We start from the raw sequence: 16,229 nt of genomic DNA on the forward strand, positions 1-16,229 counted from the left end.
ATGGACCTTTTTACCTAGGTGGGGCGTTGGACCGTGAACACAGTAAAAGGATAGCATTATGGGTAAGACACTCTTTATCACCGGCGCCTCCAGCGGGATCGGCGAAGCCACCGCAAAAGCAGCTGCAAAAGCAGGTTGGAACGTCGGCCTCTTCGCCCGCAGCACCGATGATCTGGAAAAAATCGCCGCCGACATTGGCGATCAGGCACTGGTCCTGACAGGCGACGCAACAAAACTCGACGATCAAAAGGACGCACTGGCCAAGCTCAAAGACAAGTTTGGCAGCATTGATGCTGCATTCGCCAACGCAGGTCGCGGATCAGCTGGTGCAGGCATTCAAGAAGGCGACCCCGAAGATTGGGACGGCATGGTTGATCTCAACATAAAAGGGGCGCTCTACACCGCCCACGCGGCCCTGCCGCACCTCAAGCCCGTCAAAGGACAGTTCCTCGTCACAGGCTCCATGGCAGGTCGAAACCACCTCAAAGGGTCGGTCTACGGTGCCACGAAATGGTTCATTCACGGTTTCGCGGGAAACTTGGCCCAAGAGATGGCAGAATGGGGTGGCCGATGTATGGTCATCTCCCCTGGTATGGTTGACACAGGTTTCTTTGACAGCCCAAAACCTGACAAACTTAAGCCCGAGGATATCGCTAACGCTATGGTCTTTGCGCTGAACGCAGATCAGCGTGCAAACGTCCGCGAAATCTACATCGCACCAACCAACTAATCCGAGTTAAGAACGCGCCGCCGCCAAACAGGTGTGCGGCGCAACGATATTCTGGAAAACTGAAGCGACCACCACGCGCCCCGAGTTGGGTCAAGGCGCGGAAAAGTTATTTGGTCGAGCGCGTAAAAGCATCGCGGCAAAAACGCCGAGCGGTGGCCGATTTCACCATAGCCCCCACAACATCAACAGTCAGCGTGTTTCGCTTCTGCGCGGCAGGAAGACCCGCATTGCTCAGGCTGAACACGACACCCTGCCGCCCTGATGCTGTGCGCGCAGGCCCGAGGGGGTTGCGGACATAAATCGGTGTATTCTCGGACAACCCGCGCCGCACTTCGACATAACTTGCAGCGGCGCACCACAATTCTGACGTGCCCATCTGCTGGAGACGGATCACTTCAAAATTGCCACCGCCCAAGGGATTGATCACAAACCGCCCCTCCTCCCCCAAAGTGGCGGCCTGAGCACCGATCCCCGCGAAAGCTACAATGGCGGCAATGATTACGGCTCTCATGGTCGGTTACCTGAGCGCAGCAACTTGTGATCAGCGCAAAATCCGATCGCATGACCCACTCCCATATTTGCACCTGCATCCCTGACAGTCAGACCTACGATGGTAACGGGCGTGCGGGTTTGCCCATTGGCATCCAGCGTGAAAGTCACTCCGCCCCGCCCCTTGCGCCCTTCGGCAACATAGAGACGCTGAGGCGCACGTGCACCCTCAACGCGGCGCGCATAATCGGCGGCAGCACACCACATGCCCCGCGCACCCACACCCGCATCGCCCTGAACCAAGAAGCCCCCAGCCACTGGCACAACAGTCACACCGTTTTGCGCTTTAAAACTCTGCGCAGCCAAAGGACCAGCCCCGAGCAAGGCAATCGCCCCGCAAATCAACAAACGTCTCATATTCACTTCCTTCTTAATAAACGGTCGGTAATGTCGAAATCATCGGGGCGACAAAACTGGATCGCATGCGCAATCGGCAACCCCACACCAACCTGTGAAGTGTTCAACGATGTGGACTGAAACGGCCCTTGCGAGAGATTTGCCGCATTTGTCGTAAAGACAACGGATTTGCGCCCCACAACGCTGCGCGACGGGCCACGGGCATCACGGATGTAAATACGCCCCTTTGCTCCCAACCGCCGCTCGGCATAATCAGCCGCAGCACACCAGATGCCGCGTGGACCTTTCCCCCGTGCCTCGATCACTTCGAAGGTCGAGCGGCTCAGCGGCACAACATCAAGATCATTCACAGCGCGGTAGGTTTGGGCCTGAGCCGCAATCGGCGTGGCCACAGCAAGCACAACGGCATATAGTAGAGGACGCATGGCAGGTTTCTCCTTTGAATGTATCCATTAGATAGGTGCAGCAGCCCAGAGGTCAAAATCAAAGCAGCGTGACCAGCATGTTACCGCCACCGGCGACGGCATCAGAATTTTAGTAGTTCTGGCCCAATTTTTCGCGAAAAATTGTTTCCCGCCGCCAAACACATCTTCAAAACGAAAAAGCCCCACCAGAGGCATGCTCGGGCGGGGCTTTAATCCTATAACGACCGCTTACTGGTCGAGGAAACTGCGCAGTTTGCGCGAACGGCTCGGATGCTTAAGCTTGCGCAGCGCCTTGGCCTCAATCTGACGGATACGCTCACGCGTGACGCTAAACTGCTGGCCCACTTCTTCAAGCGTGTGATCCGTGTTCATACCGATGCCAAAACGCATCCGCAGAACCCGTTCTTCGCGTGGTGTAAGCGAAGCGAGAACCCGCGTCGTAGTCTCTTTAAGGTTCTCCTGAATGGCACTATCCAAAGGCAGCACAGCATTCTTGTCCTCGATGAAGTCACCCAGCTGGCTATCTTCTTCGTCACCAATCGGCGTCTCAAGGGAAATCGGCTCCTTGGCGATTTTCATCACCTTGCGGACCTTCTCCAGCGGCATTTGCAGCTTTTCGGCCAATTCTTCCGGCGTCGGCTCGCGGCCAATCTCGTGCAGCATCTGACGACCCGTACGCACCAGTTTGTTGATCGTCTCGATCATGTGCACCGGAATACGGATGGTTCGCGCCTGATCCGCGATCGAGCGTGTTATCGCCTGACGGATCCACCATGTCGCATAGGTCGAGAATTTATAGCCACGGCGATATTCGAACTTATCGACCGCTTTCATCAAGCCAATGTTACCTTCCTGAATAAGATCAAGGAATTGCAGACCACGGTTCGTGTATTTCTTCGCAATCGAGATAACCAGACGCAGGTTCGCTTCGACCATTTCTTTCTTGGCCTGACGGGCTTCTTTTTCGCCCTTCTGAACCTGCTGCACGATGCGGCGGAATTCAGAGATATCCAGACCTACATACTGGCCCACTTGCGCCATATCGGTGCGCAGCTCGGTCACTTTGTCGGCGGAGCGTTCGATGAACATCTGCCAGCCACGACCAGCCTTTTCGCCCATCCGCTCCATCCAGTTGGGGTCAAGCTCGTGACCACGGTAGGCATCCACAAACTCTTTGCGGTTGATGCGCGCCTGATCCGCCAACTTCACCATTGCACTATCGATCTGCATGATGCGGCGGTTGATGCCATAGAGCTGGTCAATCAACGCTTCGATACGGTTGTTGTGGAGGTGCAGGTCATTAACCAGCAGCACAATTTCCGACCGCAGCTTCTGGTAGGCCGCCTCGTTCTTGCCCGAGAAGGATCCGTCCTCATTCAGCGTGGCCGAGATACGGTTGTCCTGCATTTGGCTCAGCTTCACATAATCATCAGCGATCAGGTCCAGTGCTTCAAGAACCTGAGGCTTAAGTGCCGCTTCCATCGCTGCAAGCGACATGTTGGCCTGTTCGTCCTCATCATCGTCGTCGTCATCTTCTGCCACAATCGCATTGCCATCCGCGTCCAACTCTGGCTCGCCGTCGGTTTTGGCCGCAACAGGCGCACCCGCAACGGGGACAACAGGTGTCACGGTCTCTTCTTCACCCATCGTTGTGCCGAATGTCGCCTCAAGATCGATCACATCACGCAGCAAAATATCCTCGGACAAAAGTTCGTCACGCCAGATGGTAATCGCCTGAAAGGTCAGAGGGCTCTCGCACAGGCCCGCGATCATTGTATTGCGACCAGCCTCAATGCGCTTGGCAATCGCAATCTCGCCTTCACGGCTCAGGAGTTCCACGGACCCCATCTCGCGCAAGTACATGCGCACAGGGTCGTCGGTACGGTCCAATTTCTCTGAGGTGCCGGACCCCAAAACAATCTCTTTGGGGCCATCTGTGGTGGCAACATCCGTGCCACCTTTCTCCTCGTCTTCGTCTTCATCTTCAATGATGTTAATGCCCATCTCGGACAGCATCGACATCACGTCTTCGATCTGTTCGGAGGACACCTGATCAGGTGGCAGAACCGTGTTGAGCTGATCGTAGGTGATATATCCCTTCTCTCGGGCATCACCGATCATCTTCTTCACAGCCGCTTGCGACATATCCAGCGAGTGACCAGAATCCTGATCGTCGCGCTTTGCATCTTCGTTGGTGTCTTTCGCAGCCATAAAAAGCTCCTATCTGTCCCTAAGCGAATCACTCGGCAGTGATTCGGTATTCCGAATCATGCGGGGTTTGAGGTGATTCTTAAACCCGACATTCTTATTTTTCCGCTAATTGCGGAGATTTGGTGACGTCCACGCCACAAATCTTTACCTTAATTCACCCAAAATCGCCCTAGTCAGCGCTTCTTGCCGCCTTTGGAAAAGTCGATTTTATCAAACATACTCCGGCTATTTGCCACCTGCTCGCGATCAAGGCGTGCGCCGTTGTCCGCGATAACATATTCCGCTTTGTCTTCCTGACCAGCCCGTAGCGCCATATCAGCAGCTTTCGCTGCCTCCGCAAGCCGCCATGTCAGTCCCTCGTCCGCCTCACCGCTTAAATCATCTGCTGCATCTTGCACTTCGTCTTTCAGGCCCCGCGCCGCTTCAAGCTGGGCAAGCCCTGTCGATACCGCAATGCGGGCCACCTCGGCATTGCCGGGATTTCGCACACTAGGGGTCAGCCTTACGTGGCTCTGCGACAGCAGATCTTCAAGGGCATCAGGCCCCAAAGCCATGCGAATTTTATCATTGAGCACATCGCTGCCTTGCCCCACGTGTCGCAGCATCAGATCACGGAAAATCCGGTGCGTCTGGTCTAGACAAACCATCCCCTCCAGACCGCTCTCAAAATCCTCGATGATCTCGGGGCAGGTCACAAAGGCCGCCAGAATAACCGCCTCGCACAGATGCTCTGTTGTGCCGTCATTGCCGGATGCCGCCAGCAGCGATGACTTCGCCCCCGCCGAGGGGCCTTGAGGGGCTTTGGTGCCCCACGACTGGCCCCATTGCTTACCGCCGCCGCGCGGCGCGACACGCATCCCACCGCCACTGGGTTTCGAGCGGAACAACTGCCAGCGCATATCCTTGATCGCTTGCCCGTAGTGGCTGCGGATGCTCGGATCTTTAATAAGCATAATCTTCTCGCGCAGGCTTTTGTCCAGCGCTGCCTTACGTTCTGGACTGTCGAAATTCTTGCCCTCGACTTCACGGTTCCACAGCAGTTGCACCATCGGTACCGCCGCATCAATCAGGGTCTGCACTGCCCCCGCACCGCTTGCTTTCAGCAGATCATCAGGGTCCTGCCCCTCGGGCATCATTGCAAAACGCAAGGATCGCCCCGCCTCCAACAATGGCAGCGCCAGATCAATCAGCCGTAATGCTGCCCGCTGCCCCGCCGTATCGCCATCCAGCGTGATAATCGGCTCGTCTGAAATCCGCCACAGCATCGCCAGCTGGTTCTCGGTAATCGCCGTACCCAGCGGCGCCACAGATGCACCGAACCCCGCTTCTGACAGCGCGATCACGTCCATATAGCCTTCAGCCACCAGCAAAGGCAGCCCCTTGCCCGCAGCAACCCGCGCGTCTTTCACATTGTAAAGGCTGCGCCCTTTATCAAATAATTCCGTCTCGGGAGAGTTGAGGTATTTCGCCTTATCCTCAGGGTCCATTGCACGGCCACCAAAGGCAATCGCACGCCCCCGCGCATCACGGATCGGATACATAATCCGTCCGCGAAACGTGTCATAGGGCTTGCCGCCCTTGGTCGACGGCTTTGCCAGCCCTGCGCCAATAATTAGATCGTCAGGGATATCTTTGCCCTTGAGCGCATCCCACAACCCCTGCCAGCTGTCAGGCGCAAATCCGATCTCCCAGCGGTCACACACCTCGCCAGACAATCCACGCCGATCCAGATACTCCCGCGCACTCGACGCTGCCCCCGTGCGCAACTGCAAGCGGAACCACTTGACCGCCAGCTCCATCACATCAGCCAGATCCTTGCGTGCATCCGCCTTCTCGGCGGCACGCGGATCACGCTCTGGCATCGGCATACCCGCTTCACCAGCCAATATCTCGACCGCCTCCATGAAGCTCACATTCTCCGTCTCGCGTACGAAACTGATCGCATCGCCTTTTGCGTGACAGCCAAAGCAGTAGTAAAACCCCTTGCGGTCATCGACATGAAAACTGGCAGATTTTTCCTGATGAAACGGACACGGCGCCCACATATCGCCCTTGCCCTGATTGGATTTTCGCGCATCCCACATGACTTTGCGCCCGACAACCTGCGAGAGGCTCGACCGTGTGCGTAATTCGTCAAGGAAACCGGGAGGAAGACTCATACCTACCAATATGGGGAGCGGCGCGTCAGAGTCCAGAAGCCGCCGTAGCGATCATAGCGCTTATTGCATCAAATCTACTGGGAAAGACACATCTCGTTCCACGCCGCCTTGAGGTCGACAGACTTCACTTCGGCCATTTTCATCCCGTAGACCCAAGGCGTCACAAGCGGGATCACAGCATTGTATTTCTCTGGCCAAGCGGGCGCAGTCTCGGCCACATGCGCAGGCACTTTCCGCTCTCCCACACGCGCCATGCGCGCCGCCTGAACAGCCGCGACAATATCACTTTGATAGCCACAGTCTTTTTCCTTGGCCGTTGCAGCAAAGGATGGGGATGCAAGCGCAAGGCAAATGGAAAAACTCAACAGACGGATCATAACAAACTCCAGAAAAACATATTCCGGTACGTTCTATCCCCGTGCGGCTACCGCTTCCAGTGCTCTCGCCAAATCGTGAACAAGCGTTCCAGCCATTGAGCGGAATACCGCAATCATAAATGTATCGCCGTCCAGCCGCGTGATGCTCGCATTCATATGCCCCAACTGACTGCGTACGGATGCGCCCACACCAAACGCGCTCAGCCGCATGTCCACTGGCACCAACCGCGCCAATGCATCCGCTCCGCCCGTCCCCGTCAGCGTCACCACAGCCCATGCGTCCGACTGGTCCACCACCGCCGCATAAGCCCCAAGGTTCGCGTCAGGCACCGCGCCCATGAGCAGCGCCTCGCCACGTCCAGCCCAAACCAGCCGCGCATCACCATCGGTCGTGCTTTGCAACGGTGCAGGAAACGGCATGCCCAGCGCACGGCCCAGAACAGACCCAGACGCCCCTGAAAACGGCGTCACCGAGGTAATCGGCCACATATCCACTTCTTCAACCGTCAACGCGCCAATGGTAATCGGCAATAGACCCGCACAAGGGCTCACAGCTTGCAATTTATCCACGCACACGCACTCCCTCTGGATCAACAAAGACAGGGCTGCAAATCTCAACCTCCACGGTCAGATCGCGCACATGGTCGCGCACCACCATCCGCTCGCCCATCCGCGCAGGCCCGTTCTTCACAAACCCCAGCCCGATCATCGTCCCGACAGCAGGCGAGAAACAGACCGAAGTCACATAGCCCTGATCGTTTGCGTGCACATGCGCGGCCCTCGCCTCGAACACATGCGCCCCCGCGCTCAGGGATTTCACAGCCCCCACAGGACGCAACCCAACCATACGCTCCCGCATGGGGTCAACCAATCCTTCGCGCGCAGCCAGAACCTTGCCCACACAGTCCTTCTTGGGCGATATCATCCGCTCCATCCCCACGTCGAACGCCGTCACCCGCCCGTGGATTTCCGAATGGGTGATATGCCCCTTCTCGATCCGCAAGACATTGAGCGCCTCCATCCCGTAGGCACCGCCCTCCATCGCCTCGGCACGGCGCACCAATTCGGCAAACAGCGCCGCCCCGTACCGCGCAGGCACCGCCACTTCATAGGCATGCTCACCGCTAAACGAGATCCGAAACAACCGCCCCGCCACACCCAGAACACTCACTTCACCACAGGCCATAAACGGCCAATCATCATTGTTCAGAGCCGTCTCTAAAACACCGTTCAACAGCTCCCGCGACTTCGGCCCCGCCACTGCAAACTGCGCCCATTGCTCCGTCACAGAGGTAAAGGCCACATCCCACTCAGGGTGCAGCATCTGGCACACGAACTCCAAATGCCGCATCACATCCCCCGCCGCCGCTGTGGTCGTCGTCATCACATAATGCTCCGCCCCCATCCGCGCACAGGTCCCGTCATCCATGACCGTGCCATCCTCGCGCAGCATCAGGCCATAACGCACGCGCCCCTCCTTCAGCGTCGAAAACATCCCAGTATAGACAAAATCCAACAGCTTGCCCGCGTCAGGCCCCTGAATATCAATCTTGCCCAGCGTGCTCACGTCGCACACACCAACCGATCTGCGCACATAGCCGACCTCACGATCACACGACTGCCGCCACGTGCTCTCACCACTACGCGGAAAATAACTAGGCCGATACCAAAGCCCCGCCTCAATCATCGGCGCACCCACCTCCACGGATTGCTTGTGCGACGTTGTCAGGCGTTCAGGCGCAAAGCCCTTCCCCTGCGCCCCTGCGCCCAAAGCTGCAATCGCAACAGGGCTATAGGGTGGCCGAAACGTCGTCACCCCGGTCTCGGGAATCCCGCGCCCCGTCGCATCCGCCAACACAGCCAGCGCACCGACGTTAGAGTTCTTCCCCTGATCCGTCGCCATGCCTTGCGTGGTATACCGCTTCATATGCTCGACCGAGCGGAAGTTCTCCACCGCTGCCTGCTTCACATCCTTCACCGACACATCGTTCTGGAAATCAAGCCAAGCACGCCCCTTCCCCGCAACCGCCCAAAGCGGCAAAATGTTATACGGTGCATCCTCAGCCTCGGGCAAAGCAACCTCAGGAACCTTAGCCCCCAAAGCCTCCACAACACGCTCCGCAGCCGCCATGCCTTCGGCCAGACAAGCAGCCGTCGAGAACGCGCCATTACACGCCCCCACCGCCTCTAACGTCGGCACTGCATTCGGTGTCGGCACAAACGCAGCAATATCCTCCCGCCACTGTGGCCGCCCATTCATATGGCATGTCAAATGCACCGTAGGGTTCCAGCCGCCAGACATCGCCAGACAGTCAGCGCGTACCGAAAACTCCGCCGCCCCCTTGCGCACCATAACCTCGCGCAACGCCATGCGCCCCTTGGTGCCCACCACATGCGCCCCACGGTGCACAGGATAAGGCACATCCCCCACTTCCGCATCCGCGCGGCTGTCAATCAACGCCGCGACTGTCACGCCTGCGCCGTGCAAATCCCGCGCCGTGCGGTGCGCATCATCATTATTGCCGAACACAACAACGCTCTGCCCCGCCGCCACACCCCAGCGGTTCACATATGCCCGCACCGCGCCTGCCATCATCACACCCGGTCGGTCATTATTCTCAAACGCAATAGGCCGCTCCAACGCCCCTGCACACAGCACCGCGCGCCGCGCCGTAATCCGCCAGAAACACTCAATCGGCGCAGCCGAGCGCGGCACATGATGCGTCACCCGCTCCAACGCGCCAAACACACCGCCGTCATACGCCCCTGTTACAGTCGTTCGCGTCATCAACCGCACATTGGGCATCGCCGCCAACTTCTCAATTTGCGCCGCCGCCCATTCAGCCGCGGGCAAGCCGTCCACATCCTCAACCTCGGCCAGCAACCGCCCACCCATGCGCGCATCCTCATCGCAAAGGATCACATCCAGCCCCGCCTCAGCCGCCACAGTCGCCGCCATCAACCCCGCAGGCCCAGACCCCACAACCAACAAGTCACAAAACGCAAACGCCTTGTCATAGGTATCAGGATTATGCTTCCCGCTCAGCGCCCCAAGCCCCGCAGCCCGCCGAATAACGGGCTCGTACACCTTCTCCCAAAACGCCTTGGGCCACATGAACGTCTTGTAATAAAACCCCGCCACCAAGAACGGTGCAGCCAGATCATTCACCGCCATCGCATCGAACTTCAGCGACGGCCACGCCGACTGCGAAAACACCTCCAGCCCGTCGTAAACCTCCTGCACGGTGGCACGCACATTCGGCTCCGCATGTGCCCCACGCCCCACGGTGATAAGCGCATTCGGCTCCTCACTACCCGCCGTCAAAACCCCGCGCGGACGGTGATACTTGAATGATCGCCCCATCAGATGCACGCCATTGGCTAGCAACGCAGAGGCGACCGTATCACCGACACGCCCGTTGTAGCCGACCCCGTCAAAGCGAAACCGCACCACATCGCCCACGTTCTTATCCGACAGCCTCATAACACAGCCTCCCGTGCCAAAACGGCACCCAGCACTTCATGGCTGACCGTATTGCGCGTCACCACAATCCACGCGCCACAGCCCGCCTCATGCTGCCACAAATCCCGCGTCACACCCGCAGGATTTTCGCGCAGATGCACATAGTCATCCCACGCCTGCGCGCCCGCCTCAGGGTCAGGACAATCTAATGCCGCACCTTTATAGTAAAACTCGCGCCGATCTCGAGGGCCGCACAATGGACATGGTATTCTCAAAACTTCATCTCCAGTACATCAAAGCACGCAAATCTTGTGGTTATCGAGCGTATCATTCGCCCGAACCTTCACAGCTTTCCAAGCTAAAAACTGCGAAATCACGAACGGCGATTTGGTTCAAACCCACCCCAAACGAGGCTTCAAAGCGATACTCTGACACGCCACCCGCTTTCAGAAAGGATCGGGTTCCCTCTCCCCTGCAGACCTCATTCTTAAGGCTTGTACTCAGCTGAGCCACAGACGCGTCAAACATTCTCGCATTGGCAACGTATTCCTTTGCCAATTCATCACTATTACTTCTGATAATTAGATAGAGTTGGCTCGTTGGCGCATCTGATAAAGCCACTAATAGGTGCCTGCCGATCCAGACACTGAATGAGTACTTACGGAAAATGGATTCCTCGTCACTCAACGCCTCAAGGACCATGCACGAAATTGCACCTTGGTCGGAACCTCCTGAATCGAGGTAACCTGTATGAGAGTGATTTTCTCGGAAGCAAACATCAGCATTTGCCGGACTAAGCCAAACTGCAGCGCTCAGAACACTAGTGAAGATTATGCTGCGCACCGGTCCCCTCCTCATCCATCAATCCGCGCCCCGTGCGAAACCGGTCCAGCCTGAATTTTTCGGCTGGGGTGTGATGGTTGCCCGTCGCCATCAGATGCGCAAATGAATTGCCCGATCCCGGCACCGCCTTGAACCCGCCGTAGCACCACCCGCAATTCACAAACAAACCCTCCGTCTCGGTCTTGTCGATAATGGGCGAGCCGTCAGGCGTCATATCCATAATCCCGCCCCATGATCGCAGCACCTTTGCCTTCCCGATCATCGGCATCAGGGTCATCCCCGCTTCCATCACATGCTCCACCATCGGCAGGTTCCCGCGGCTGGCATAAGAGGCGTAGAAATCCAGATCACCGCCAAAGACCAACCCGCCCTTGTCCGACTGACTGATATAGAAATGCCCCATCCCGAAACTGATCACATTATCAATCACAGGCTTTAGCCCTTCTGTCACAAACGCCTGCAAGACATGGGACTCAACCGGCAACCGCATCCCCGCCATCGCCGCAACTTGCCCCGAGCGCCCCGCAACCACAATCCCGACCTTCTTGGCACGGATCGCCCCCCGCGTGGTCTGCACACCGCGCACGACACCATTCTCGATATCAATGCCGGTCACTTCACACTGCTGGATCAGATCAACACCGCGCTCACTCGCCCCGCGCGCATAGCCCCACGCCACCGCATCATGCCGCGCCGTGCCAGCACGTTTTTGCAACAAACCGCCATAGATCGGAAAACGCGTATTCTCGAAATCCAGATAAGGCGCGATCTTTCGCACGCCGTCGACATCCAACAGCTCCGCATCATCTCCCTGCCCGACAATGCTATTGCCGCGCCGCGCATAAGCATCGCGCTGCCCGTCGGAATGACACAGCATCAATTGCCCCCGCTGGGACAACATCACATTGTAATTCAAATCCTGCTCAAGGTTCTCCCACAGCTTCAAACTGTGCGAGTAAAACTGCGAATTCCCGTCCAAAAAGTAATTGGCCCGCACAATCGTAGTATTGCGCCCAACGTTGCCACCACCCAGATACCCCTTCTCGATCACGGCGATATTCGTCATCCCGTGCTCTTTGGCAAGGTAGTAGGCGGTGGACAATCCATGCCCGCCCCCGCCAATGATGATCGCGTCATATTCCGCCTTAGGCTCGGCATCACGCCAATGGGGCTGCCAGCCCTTATTGCCGCTCAGCCCCTCGCGCAGAATACGCCATCCCGAAAACCGCATACCATCACCCCAAGTGTCCCTATCCGCACACTCTGGCAAACCTGCTGCACCCTCGCAACGCCCAAATCAGCGCGGGTCGTAGATCAGTTTGGCCGCCTCCGTCACCTTTTGCATCGCAGCGACATATGACGAAGGACCATAGCTGATCCGCGCCACACCCGCCGCCTCCAACACATCGCGCGCCGCCAACCCGTCATGCATCATCACATTCACAGGCAACGGCACATCACGACAAACCTGCGCAATCAAATCCCCATCCCCCAGCTTGGGCACAAAAAACCCCGACGCCCCCGCATCTGCATACGCCTGCCCGCGCGACACAGCCTCCTCAACCAGCCCCGCATGATCCTCCGCATCAGACTGCAAAAACAAATCCGTCCGCGCATTGATATAGAAATCAGGCCCCACAGCCGCGCGTATCGCCGCAATCCGCGCCGCCTGCGCGTCCACAGGCCAAATCCCCGCGCCGCCCACATAGCGGTCTTCGAAATTCATGCCCACAGCCCCCGTCGCCGCCAGCGCCTTCGCATGGCTGGCCACAATCTCGGGCGCATCGCCATAAGCCCCCTCAAAATCCACCGTCACAGGCACATCGCTCGCCGCTACAATACGCGTGACCAGTGCAAGCACATCCGCCAAGGGCATATCCTGCCCATCCACAAACCCCTGTGCCGCTGCCACACCCCAACTGCCCGTGGCAATCGCAGGTGCACCCGCAGCCGTAATCGCCGCCGCCGATCCCGCGTCCCAACAGTTATACAACTCAACTGGCGTGCCCTTGACGTGCAGCGCCGCAAAATCCTGTGCTTTACCCATTATTTCTCTCCCATCTCATTAATTTGCGCGGCGAAACCGCGTTCCAGTTCAATCAGTTTCTGCTTGCGCCACAGCCCACCACCATAGCCCGTCAGGCTTCCATCCTCCCCCAGCACACGGTGACACGGGATCACAATCGCAATCGGGTTGGCCCCATTGGCCCGCGCGACAGCCCGCGTGGCGTCCACCCGCCCCATATCACGGGCAAGCTGGCCATAACTCCGCGTCTCCCCCGCAGGGATCATCCGCAACGCGCGCCAAACCTCGCGGCTAAACGGCGTCCCCAGCGGCCTGAGCGGCGTCACAAACTCCGCAGACACCCCGCTCATGAAATCCGAAATCTCCCGCTCGATCCGGTCCGTAGGGCCAAACCGACCAAACCCCAGCGACCCCTTCGCATCGCGGCGCAACACCGCCAATTCCGCAGGCAGCGCCTTGCGCTCCGTAAACTCCAACAGATGCAGCGCACCCTCCGAGGCCACAGCAACCATCGCCCCCATCGGCGTCTCAATCCAATCTGCCCGCAAAACTGCGTCCTTTACAAACGCGCCCGGCGCCAACCCCGTCCACCCTGCGAACGCTGCCCGAAACGCAGAGCCAGACGCGTACCCCGCCTCCATCTGCGCCTCGATGACCGAGGCACCACCCACCAGTTCCGCCCCGCCAGCCCTCAACCGCGCCAGCCGCGCCATCTCAAGGAAAGTCATGCCAAAATGCCGCTTGAATGCGCGCCGCACAGTGGAGAGTTCAAACCCCATCGCCGCCACATCCCCTTCCGCCCAGCGCCGCGCAGGATCAGCCTCCAATGCCGCCAACAACGCCTTCACCGCAGGCTCCCCTTCGGCGGCAGGGGCCATCGGATGACACCGCTTGCACGCACGGTACCCCGCCTCAATCGCGCCACCCATAGTGTCAAAGAAAGTGCAATTCTCGCGTTTGGGTTTGCGCGCAGGGCATGTCAGGCGGCAGAATACACCCGTCGAGGACACCCCAACCCACGCCCGCCCGTCCCACGCAGGATCACGCCCCAACAGGGCAGCATAAAGCGTCTCGTCATCTGGTAAATCAAACATCATAGGTAACAAGCTATACTGACGTCCGTCCCCTGTCCGCCGCCCATCAGGCGTTTATTCAAAAAACCTCAGGAGACGAACGCACAGAGATATCCATCATGCACCCAGCCCTGCACAGGCAGATTGCGCCGCTGCACGCGAATGCCCTCGGGCGACATCTGGCGGTGTGCGCCCGTGACCCGCACCCAGCGGCCCCGCCGCTCCGTCAGGTCCAGATCAATCACAGCTAGCCTTTCGAAGCTGCGGGCAACTTTGAAACCAGTCCCTGGTCCCGACCGCACGCTCAGAAAGCCATCCGGCCCGTTCACATTGCACACCATCGCGCGCCACGCTTTTGCGGCAGGCTGCTGCACCCAGAAATCCCGCGCCAAGCCCCGCAGCAAAACATCGCCGTAACTCCGCCGCTCCGCCGCCACTGGCGCGGCGCAGAGCGCCGCAACCACAAGTAACGCAATCCGCACGCTACAGGCCTTTGGCGTGATAGCTGGCTGCAACCTTTCCTATCGCCACCAAATAGGCCGCTGTTCGCAAGTCCGTCACATCGTCACGCTCGTGCCAAACCTTCGCCATCGAGTCGTAGGCCGAGCGCATGGTGTCGTCCAAGCCCGAGCGCACAAGCTCCAACTCCCCTGCCCCCTTCAAATACTGCTCTTTAAAATTGGGCGAGAGCGTCCAGTTGATCGACGTATCACGGCTGATGCGCTCCAACTCGTCCACAATAAGCTGGTGGCGGTTTTCTTCCTGACGGCGCTGCATACGTCCAAATCGGATGTGGGACAGGTTTTTAACCCACTCGAAATAACTCACCGTTACACCCCCTGCATTCGCATACATGTCAGGTATGATAACGATACCCTTCTCGCGCAGGATATCATCTGCGCCAGCAGTGACAGGACCATTCGCTGCCTCAATGATCAGCGGTGCTTTGATCCGTTCGGCGTTGCTGAGGTTAATCACCGCTTCCAGCGCGGCAGGGATCAGAATATCGCATTCGCGCTCCAACAGGCTCTCGCCATGCTCGATAAACTCGCCCCCCTCGAACCCCTCGGGAGAGCCATGCTCGGTGATGTAGCTCTTGAGCGCTTCGATATCGATGCCCTCTTCGTTCCAGATCGCGCCGTTATACTCGATCACACCAATAACAGGTGCGCCGTCTTCCTCACTCAGGAACTTGGCCGCGTGATAGCCTACGTTGCCCAATCCCTGCACAATCACACGCTTGCCGTCCAGCGTTCCCGTCAGGCCCGCCTTTTCGACACCTTTCTTATCGCGGAAAAACGCACGTAGACCGTATTGCACGCCGCGCCCTGTGGCCTCCGTCCGGCCCTGAATGCCCCCGGCATTGATCGGTTTGCCCGTCACACAGGCCGCGGAGTTAATGTCGGTGGTGTTCATCCGCTTGTACTGGTCGGCGATCCACGACATCTCCCGCTCGCCAGTGCCCATGTCAGGCGCTGGCACGTTTTGCGCAGGGTTGATCATGTCGCGCTTGATCAGCTCGTAGGCAAAGCGCCGCGTGATTAGCTCCATCTCCTGCTCGGTGTATTCCTTGGGATCAATGCAAAGCCCACCCTTGGACCCGCCAAAAGGTGCCTCCACCAATGCGCATTTGAATGTCATCAAAGCCGCCAGCGCCTCAACCTCGTTCTGATTAACACCCAGCGAGAAGCGGATGCCGCCCTTCACAGGCTCCATATGCTCGGAATGTACCGACCGGTAGCCGGTAAACGTATGAATATCACCGCGCAAACGCACACCAAACCGCACGGTATAGGTCGCGTTACACACACGGATTTTCTCAACAAGGCCAGGCTTGAGATCCATCAGATCGACCGCACGTGTAAACATCATCTCGACACTGTCGCGAAAGCTTGGCTCGTTTTGGGGTTGGCTCATGGGAATAGACTACCTTTTGATAGAGTCATAATTATGGATCCACATACTGCGCACAGAATCCCGCAGCACCTTTTCGCACCCTAGGCGTGCTGTTTTCAA

Annotated in this window: 16 protein-coding genes; 1 reads left to right on the forward strand and 15 read right to left on the reverse strand. The window is 58.1% G+C overall.

The annotated features are described in order from the left end of the window. Nucleotides 1-58 precede the first annotated feature (58 nt). The gene (locus tag Q0775_RS02115; RefSeq protein WP_298857673.1) at nucleotides 59-730 is read left to right on the forward strand and encodes an SDR family oxidoreductase; all 672 of its coding nucleotides are present in this window, start codon (nucleotides 59-61) and stop codon (nucleotides 728-730) included. A gap of 106 nt (nucleotides 731-836) precedes the next feature. On the opposite strand, the gene Q0775_RS02120 is transcribed toward Q0775_RS02115, so the two are convergent. The 15 genes from Q0775_RS02120 to Q0775_RS02190 form a co-directional block, all read right to left on the reverse strand. Further along, the gene (locus tag Q0775_RS02120) at nucleotides 837-1,241 is read right to left on the reverse strand and encodes a hypothetical protein (RefSeq protein ID WP_298857674.1); all 405 of its coding nucleotides are present in this window, start codon (nucleotides 1,239-1,241) and stop codon (nucleotides 837-839) included. Beyond that, complete coding sequence (locus Q0775_RS02125) at nucleotides 1,238-1,636, reverse strand: hypothetical protein (protein WP_298857675.1); 399 nt, start codon at nucleotides 1,634-1,636, stop codon at nucleotides 1,238-1,240. Before Q0775_RS02125 ends, Q0775_RS02120 begins: the two co-directional genes overlap by 4 nt. Before the next feature lie 2 nt (nucleotides 1,637-1,638). Next, entirely contained in the window at nucleotides 1,639-2,061 is a 423-nt protein-coding gene (locus tag Q0775_RS02130; RefSeq protein WP_298857676.1) for a hypothetical protein, read from the reverse strand. A gap of 228 nt (nucleotides 2,062-2,289) precedes the next feature. Beyond that, nucleotides 2,290-4,272, reverse strand: coding sequence for an RNA polymerase sigma factor RpoD (gene rpoD, locus Q0775_RS02135; protein WP_298857677.1), 1,983 nt, complete (start codon nucleotides 4,270-4,272; stop codon nucleotides 2,290-2,292). Nucleotides 4,273-4,445: 173 nt separating this feature from the next. Continuing rightward, a complete protein-coding gene (dnaG, locus tag Q0775_RS02140; RefSeq protein WP_298857678.1) occupies nucleotides 4,446-6,431 on the reverse strand; it encodes a DNA primase in 1,986 nt (661 codons plus the stop codon). A gap of 74 nt (nucleotides 6,432-6,505) precedes the next feature. Next, nucleotides 6,506-6,808: a hypothetical protein gene (locus tag Q0775_RS02145; protein ID WP_298857679.1), complete on the reverse strand. Its 303-nt coding sequence runs from the start codon at nucleotides 6,806-6,808 to the stop codon at nucleotides 6,506-6,508. A 33-nt stretch (nucleotides 6,809-6,841) separates the two neighbouring features. Then, nucleotides 6,842-7,378 (reverse strand): sarcosine oxidase subunit gamma, encoded by a 537-nt coding sequence (locus Q0775_RS02150; RefSeq protein ID WP_298857680.1) that lies wholly within the window; start codon nucleotides 7,376-7,378, stop codon nucleotides 6,842-6,844. Continuing rightward, entirely contained in the window at nucleotides 7,371-10,292 is a 2,922-nt protein-coding gene (locus Q0775_RS02155; RefSeq protein ID WP_298857681.1) for a sarcosine oxidase subunit alpha family protein, read from the reverse strand. The genes Q0775_RS02150 and Q0775_RS02155 overlap by 8 nt, the downstream gene beginning before the upstream one ends. After that, nucleotides 10,289-10,546: a sarcosine oxidase subunit delta gene (locus Q0775_RS02160; RefSeq protein WP_298857682.1), complete on the reverse strand. Its 258-nt coding sequence runs from the start codon at nucleotides 10,544-10,546 to the stop codon at nucleotides 10,289-10,291. Before Q0775_RS02160 ends, Q0775_RS02155 begins: the two co-directional genes overlap by 4 nt. A gap of 52 nt (nucleotides 10,547-10,598) precedes the next feature. Beyond that, a complete protein-coding gene (locus Q0775_RS02165; RefSeq protein WP_298857684.1) occupies nucleotides 10,599-11,114 on the reverse strand; it encodes a hypothetical protein in 516 nt (171 codons plus the stop codon). Beyond that, nucleotides 11,092-12,345 carry a sarcosine oxidase subunit beta family protein gene (locus Q0775_RS02170; protein WP_298857685.1) on the reverse strand — a complete coding sequence of 418 codons (1,254 nt, stop codon included), beginning with the start codon at nucleotides 12,343-12,345 and terminating at the stop codon, nucleotides 11,092-11,094. Before Q0775_RS02170 ends, Q0775_RS02165 begins: the two co-directional genes overlap by 23 nt. A gap of 66 nt (nucleotides 12,346-12,411) precedes the next feature. After that, a complete protein-coding gene (locus tag Q0775_RS02175) occupies nucleotides 12,412-13,161 on the reverse strand; it encodes an isocitrate lyase/phosphoenolpyruvate mutase family protein (RefSeq protein WP_298857686.1) in 750 nt (249 codons plus the stop codon). Next, nucleotides 13,161-14,237, reverse strand: a complete 1,077-nt coding sequence (locus tag Q0775_RS02180) for a bifunctional transcriptional activator/DNA repair enzyme AdaA (RefSeq protein ID WP_298857687.1) — start codon at nucleotides 14,235-14,237, stop codon at nucleotides 13,161-13,163. Before Q0775_RS02180 ends, Q0775_RS02175 begins: the two co-directional genes overlap by 1 nt. A 65-nt stretch (nucleotides 14,238-14,302) precedes the next feature. After that, a complete protein-coding gene (locus Q0775_RS02185; protein WP_298857688.1) occupies nucleotides 14,303-14,695 on the reverse strand; it encodes an SH3 domain-containing protein in 393 nt (130 codons plus the stop codon). Nucleotide 14,696: 1 nt separating this feature from the next. Further along, the gene (locus Q0775_RS02190; RefSeq protein WP_298857689.1) at nucleotides 14,697-16,130 is read right to left on the reverse strand and encodes a Glu/Leu/Phe/Val dehydrogenase; all 1,434 of its coding nucleotides are present in this window, start codon (nucleotides 16,128-16,130) and stop codon (nucleotides 14,697-14,699) included. Nucleotides 16,131-16,229 lie beyond the last annotated feature (99 nt).

The sequence above is a fragment of the uncultured Sulfitobacter sp. genome, assembly GCF_947499945.1.
Taxonomy (GTDB): domain Bacteria; phylum Pseudomonadota; class Alphaproteobacteria; order Rhodobacterales; family Rhodobacteraceae; genus Sulfitobacter.

Bases quoted from the DNA above. Each gene is read 5' to 3' on its own strand.
- Q0775_RS02155 (WP_298857681.1), bottom strand. From the start codon at position 10,292: ATGAGGCTGTCGGATAAGAACGTGGGCGATGTGGTGCGGTTTCGCTTT.
- Q0775_RS02145 (WP_298857679.1), bottom strand. From the start codon at position 6,808: ATGATCCGTCTGTTGAGTTTTTCCATTTGCCTTGCGCTTGCATCCCCA.
- rpoD (WP_298857677.1), bottom strand. From the start codon at position 4,272: ATGGCTGCGAAAGACACCAACGAAGATGCAAAGCGCGACGATCAGGAT.
- Q0775_RS02180 (WP_298857687.1), bottom strand. From the start codon at position 14,237: ATGATGTTTGATTTACCAGATGACGAGACGCTTTATGCTGCCCTGTTG.
- Q0775_RS02170 (WP_298857685.1), bottom strand. From the start codon at position 12,345: ATGCGGTTTTCGGGATGGCGTATTCTGCGCGAGGGGCTGAGCGGCAAT.
- Q0775_RS02120 (WP_298857674.1), bottom strand. From the start codon at position 1,241: ATGAGAGCCGTAATCATTGCCGCCATTGTAGCTTTCGCGGGGATCGGT.
- dnaG (WP_298857678.1), bottom strand. From the start codon at position 6,431: ATGAGTCTTCCTCCCGGTTTCCTTGACGAATTACGCACACGGTCGAGC.
- Q0775_RS02130 (WP_298857676.1), bottom strand. From the start codon at position 2,061: ATGCGTCCTCTACTATATGCCGTTGTGCTTGCTGTGGCCACGCCGATT.
- Q0775_RS02190 (WP_298857689.1), bottom strand. From the start codon at position 16,130: ATGAGCCAACCCCAAAACGAGCCAAGCTTTCGCGACAGTGTCGAGATG.
- Q0775_RS02125 (WP_298857675.1), bottom strand. From the start codon at position 1,636: ATGAGACGTTTGTTGATTTGCGGGGCGATTGCCTTGCTCGGGGCTGGT.
- Q0775_RS02115 (WP_298857673.1), top strand. From the start codon at position 59: ATGGGTAAGACACTCTTTATCACCGGCGCCTCCAGCGGGATCGGCGAA.
- Q0775_RS02175 (WP_298857686.1), bottom strand. From the start codon at position 13,161: ATGGGTAAAGCACAGGATTTTGCGGCGCTGCACGTCAAGGGCACGCCA.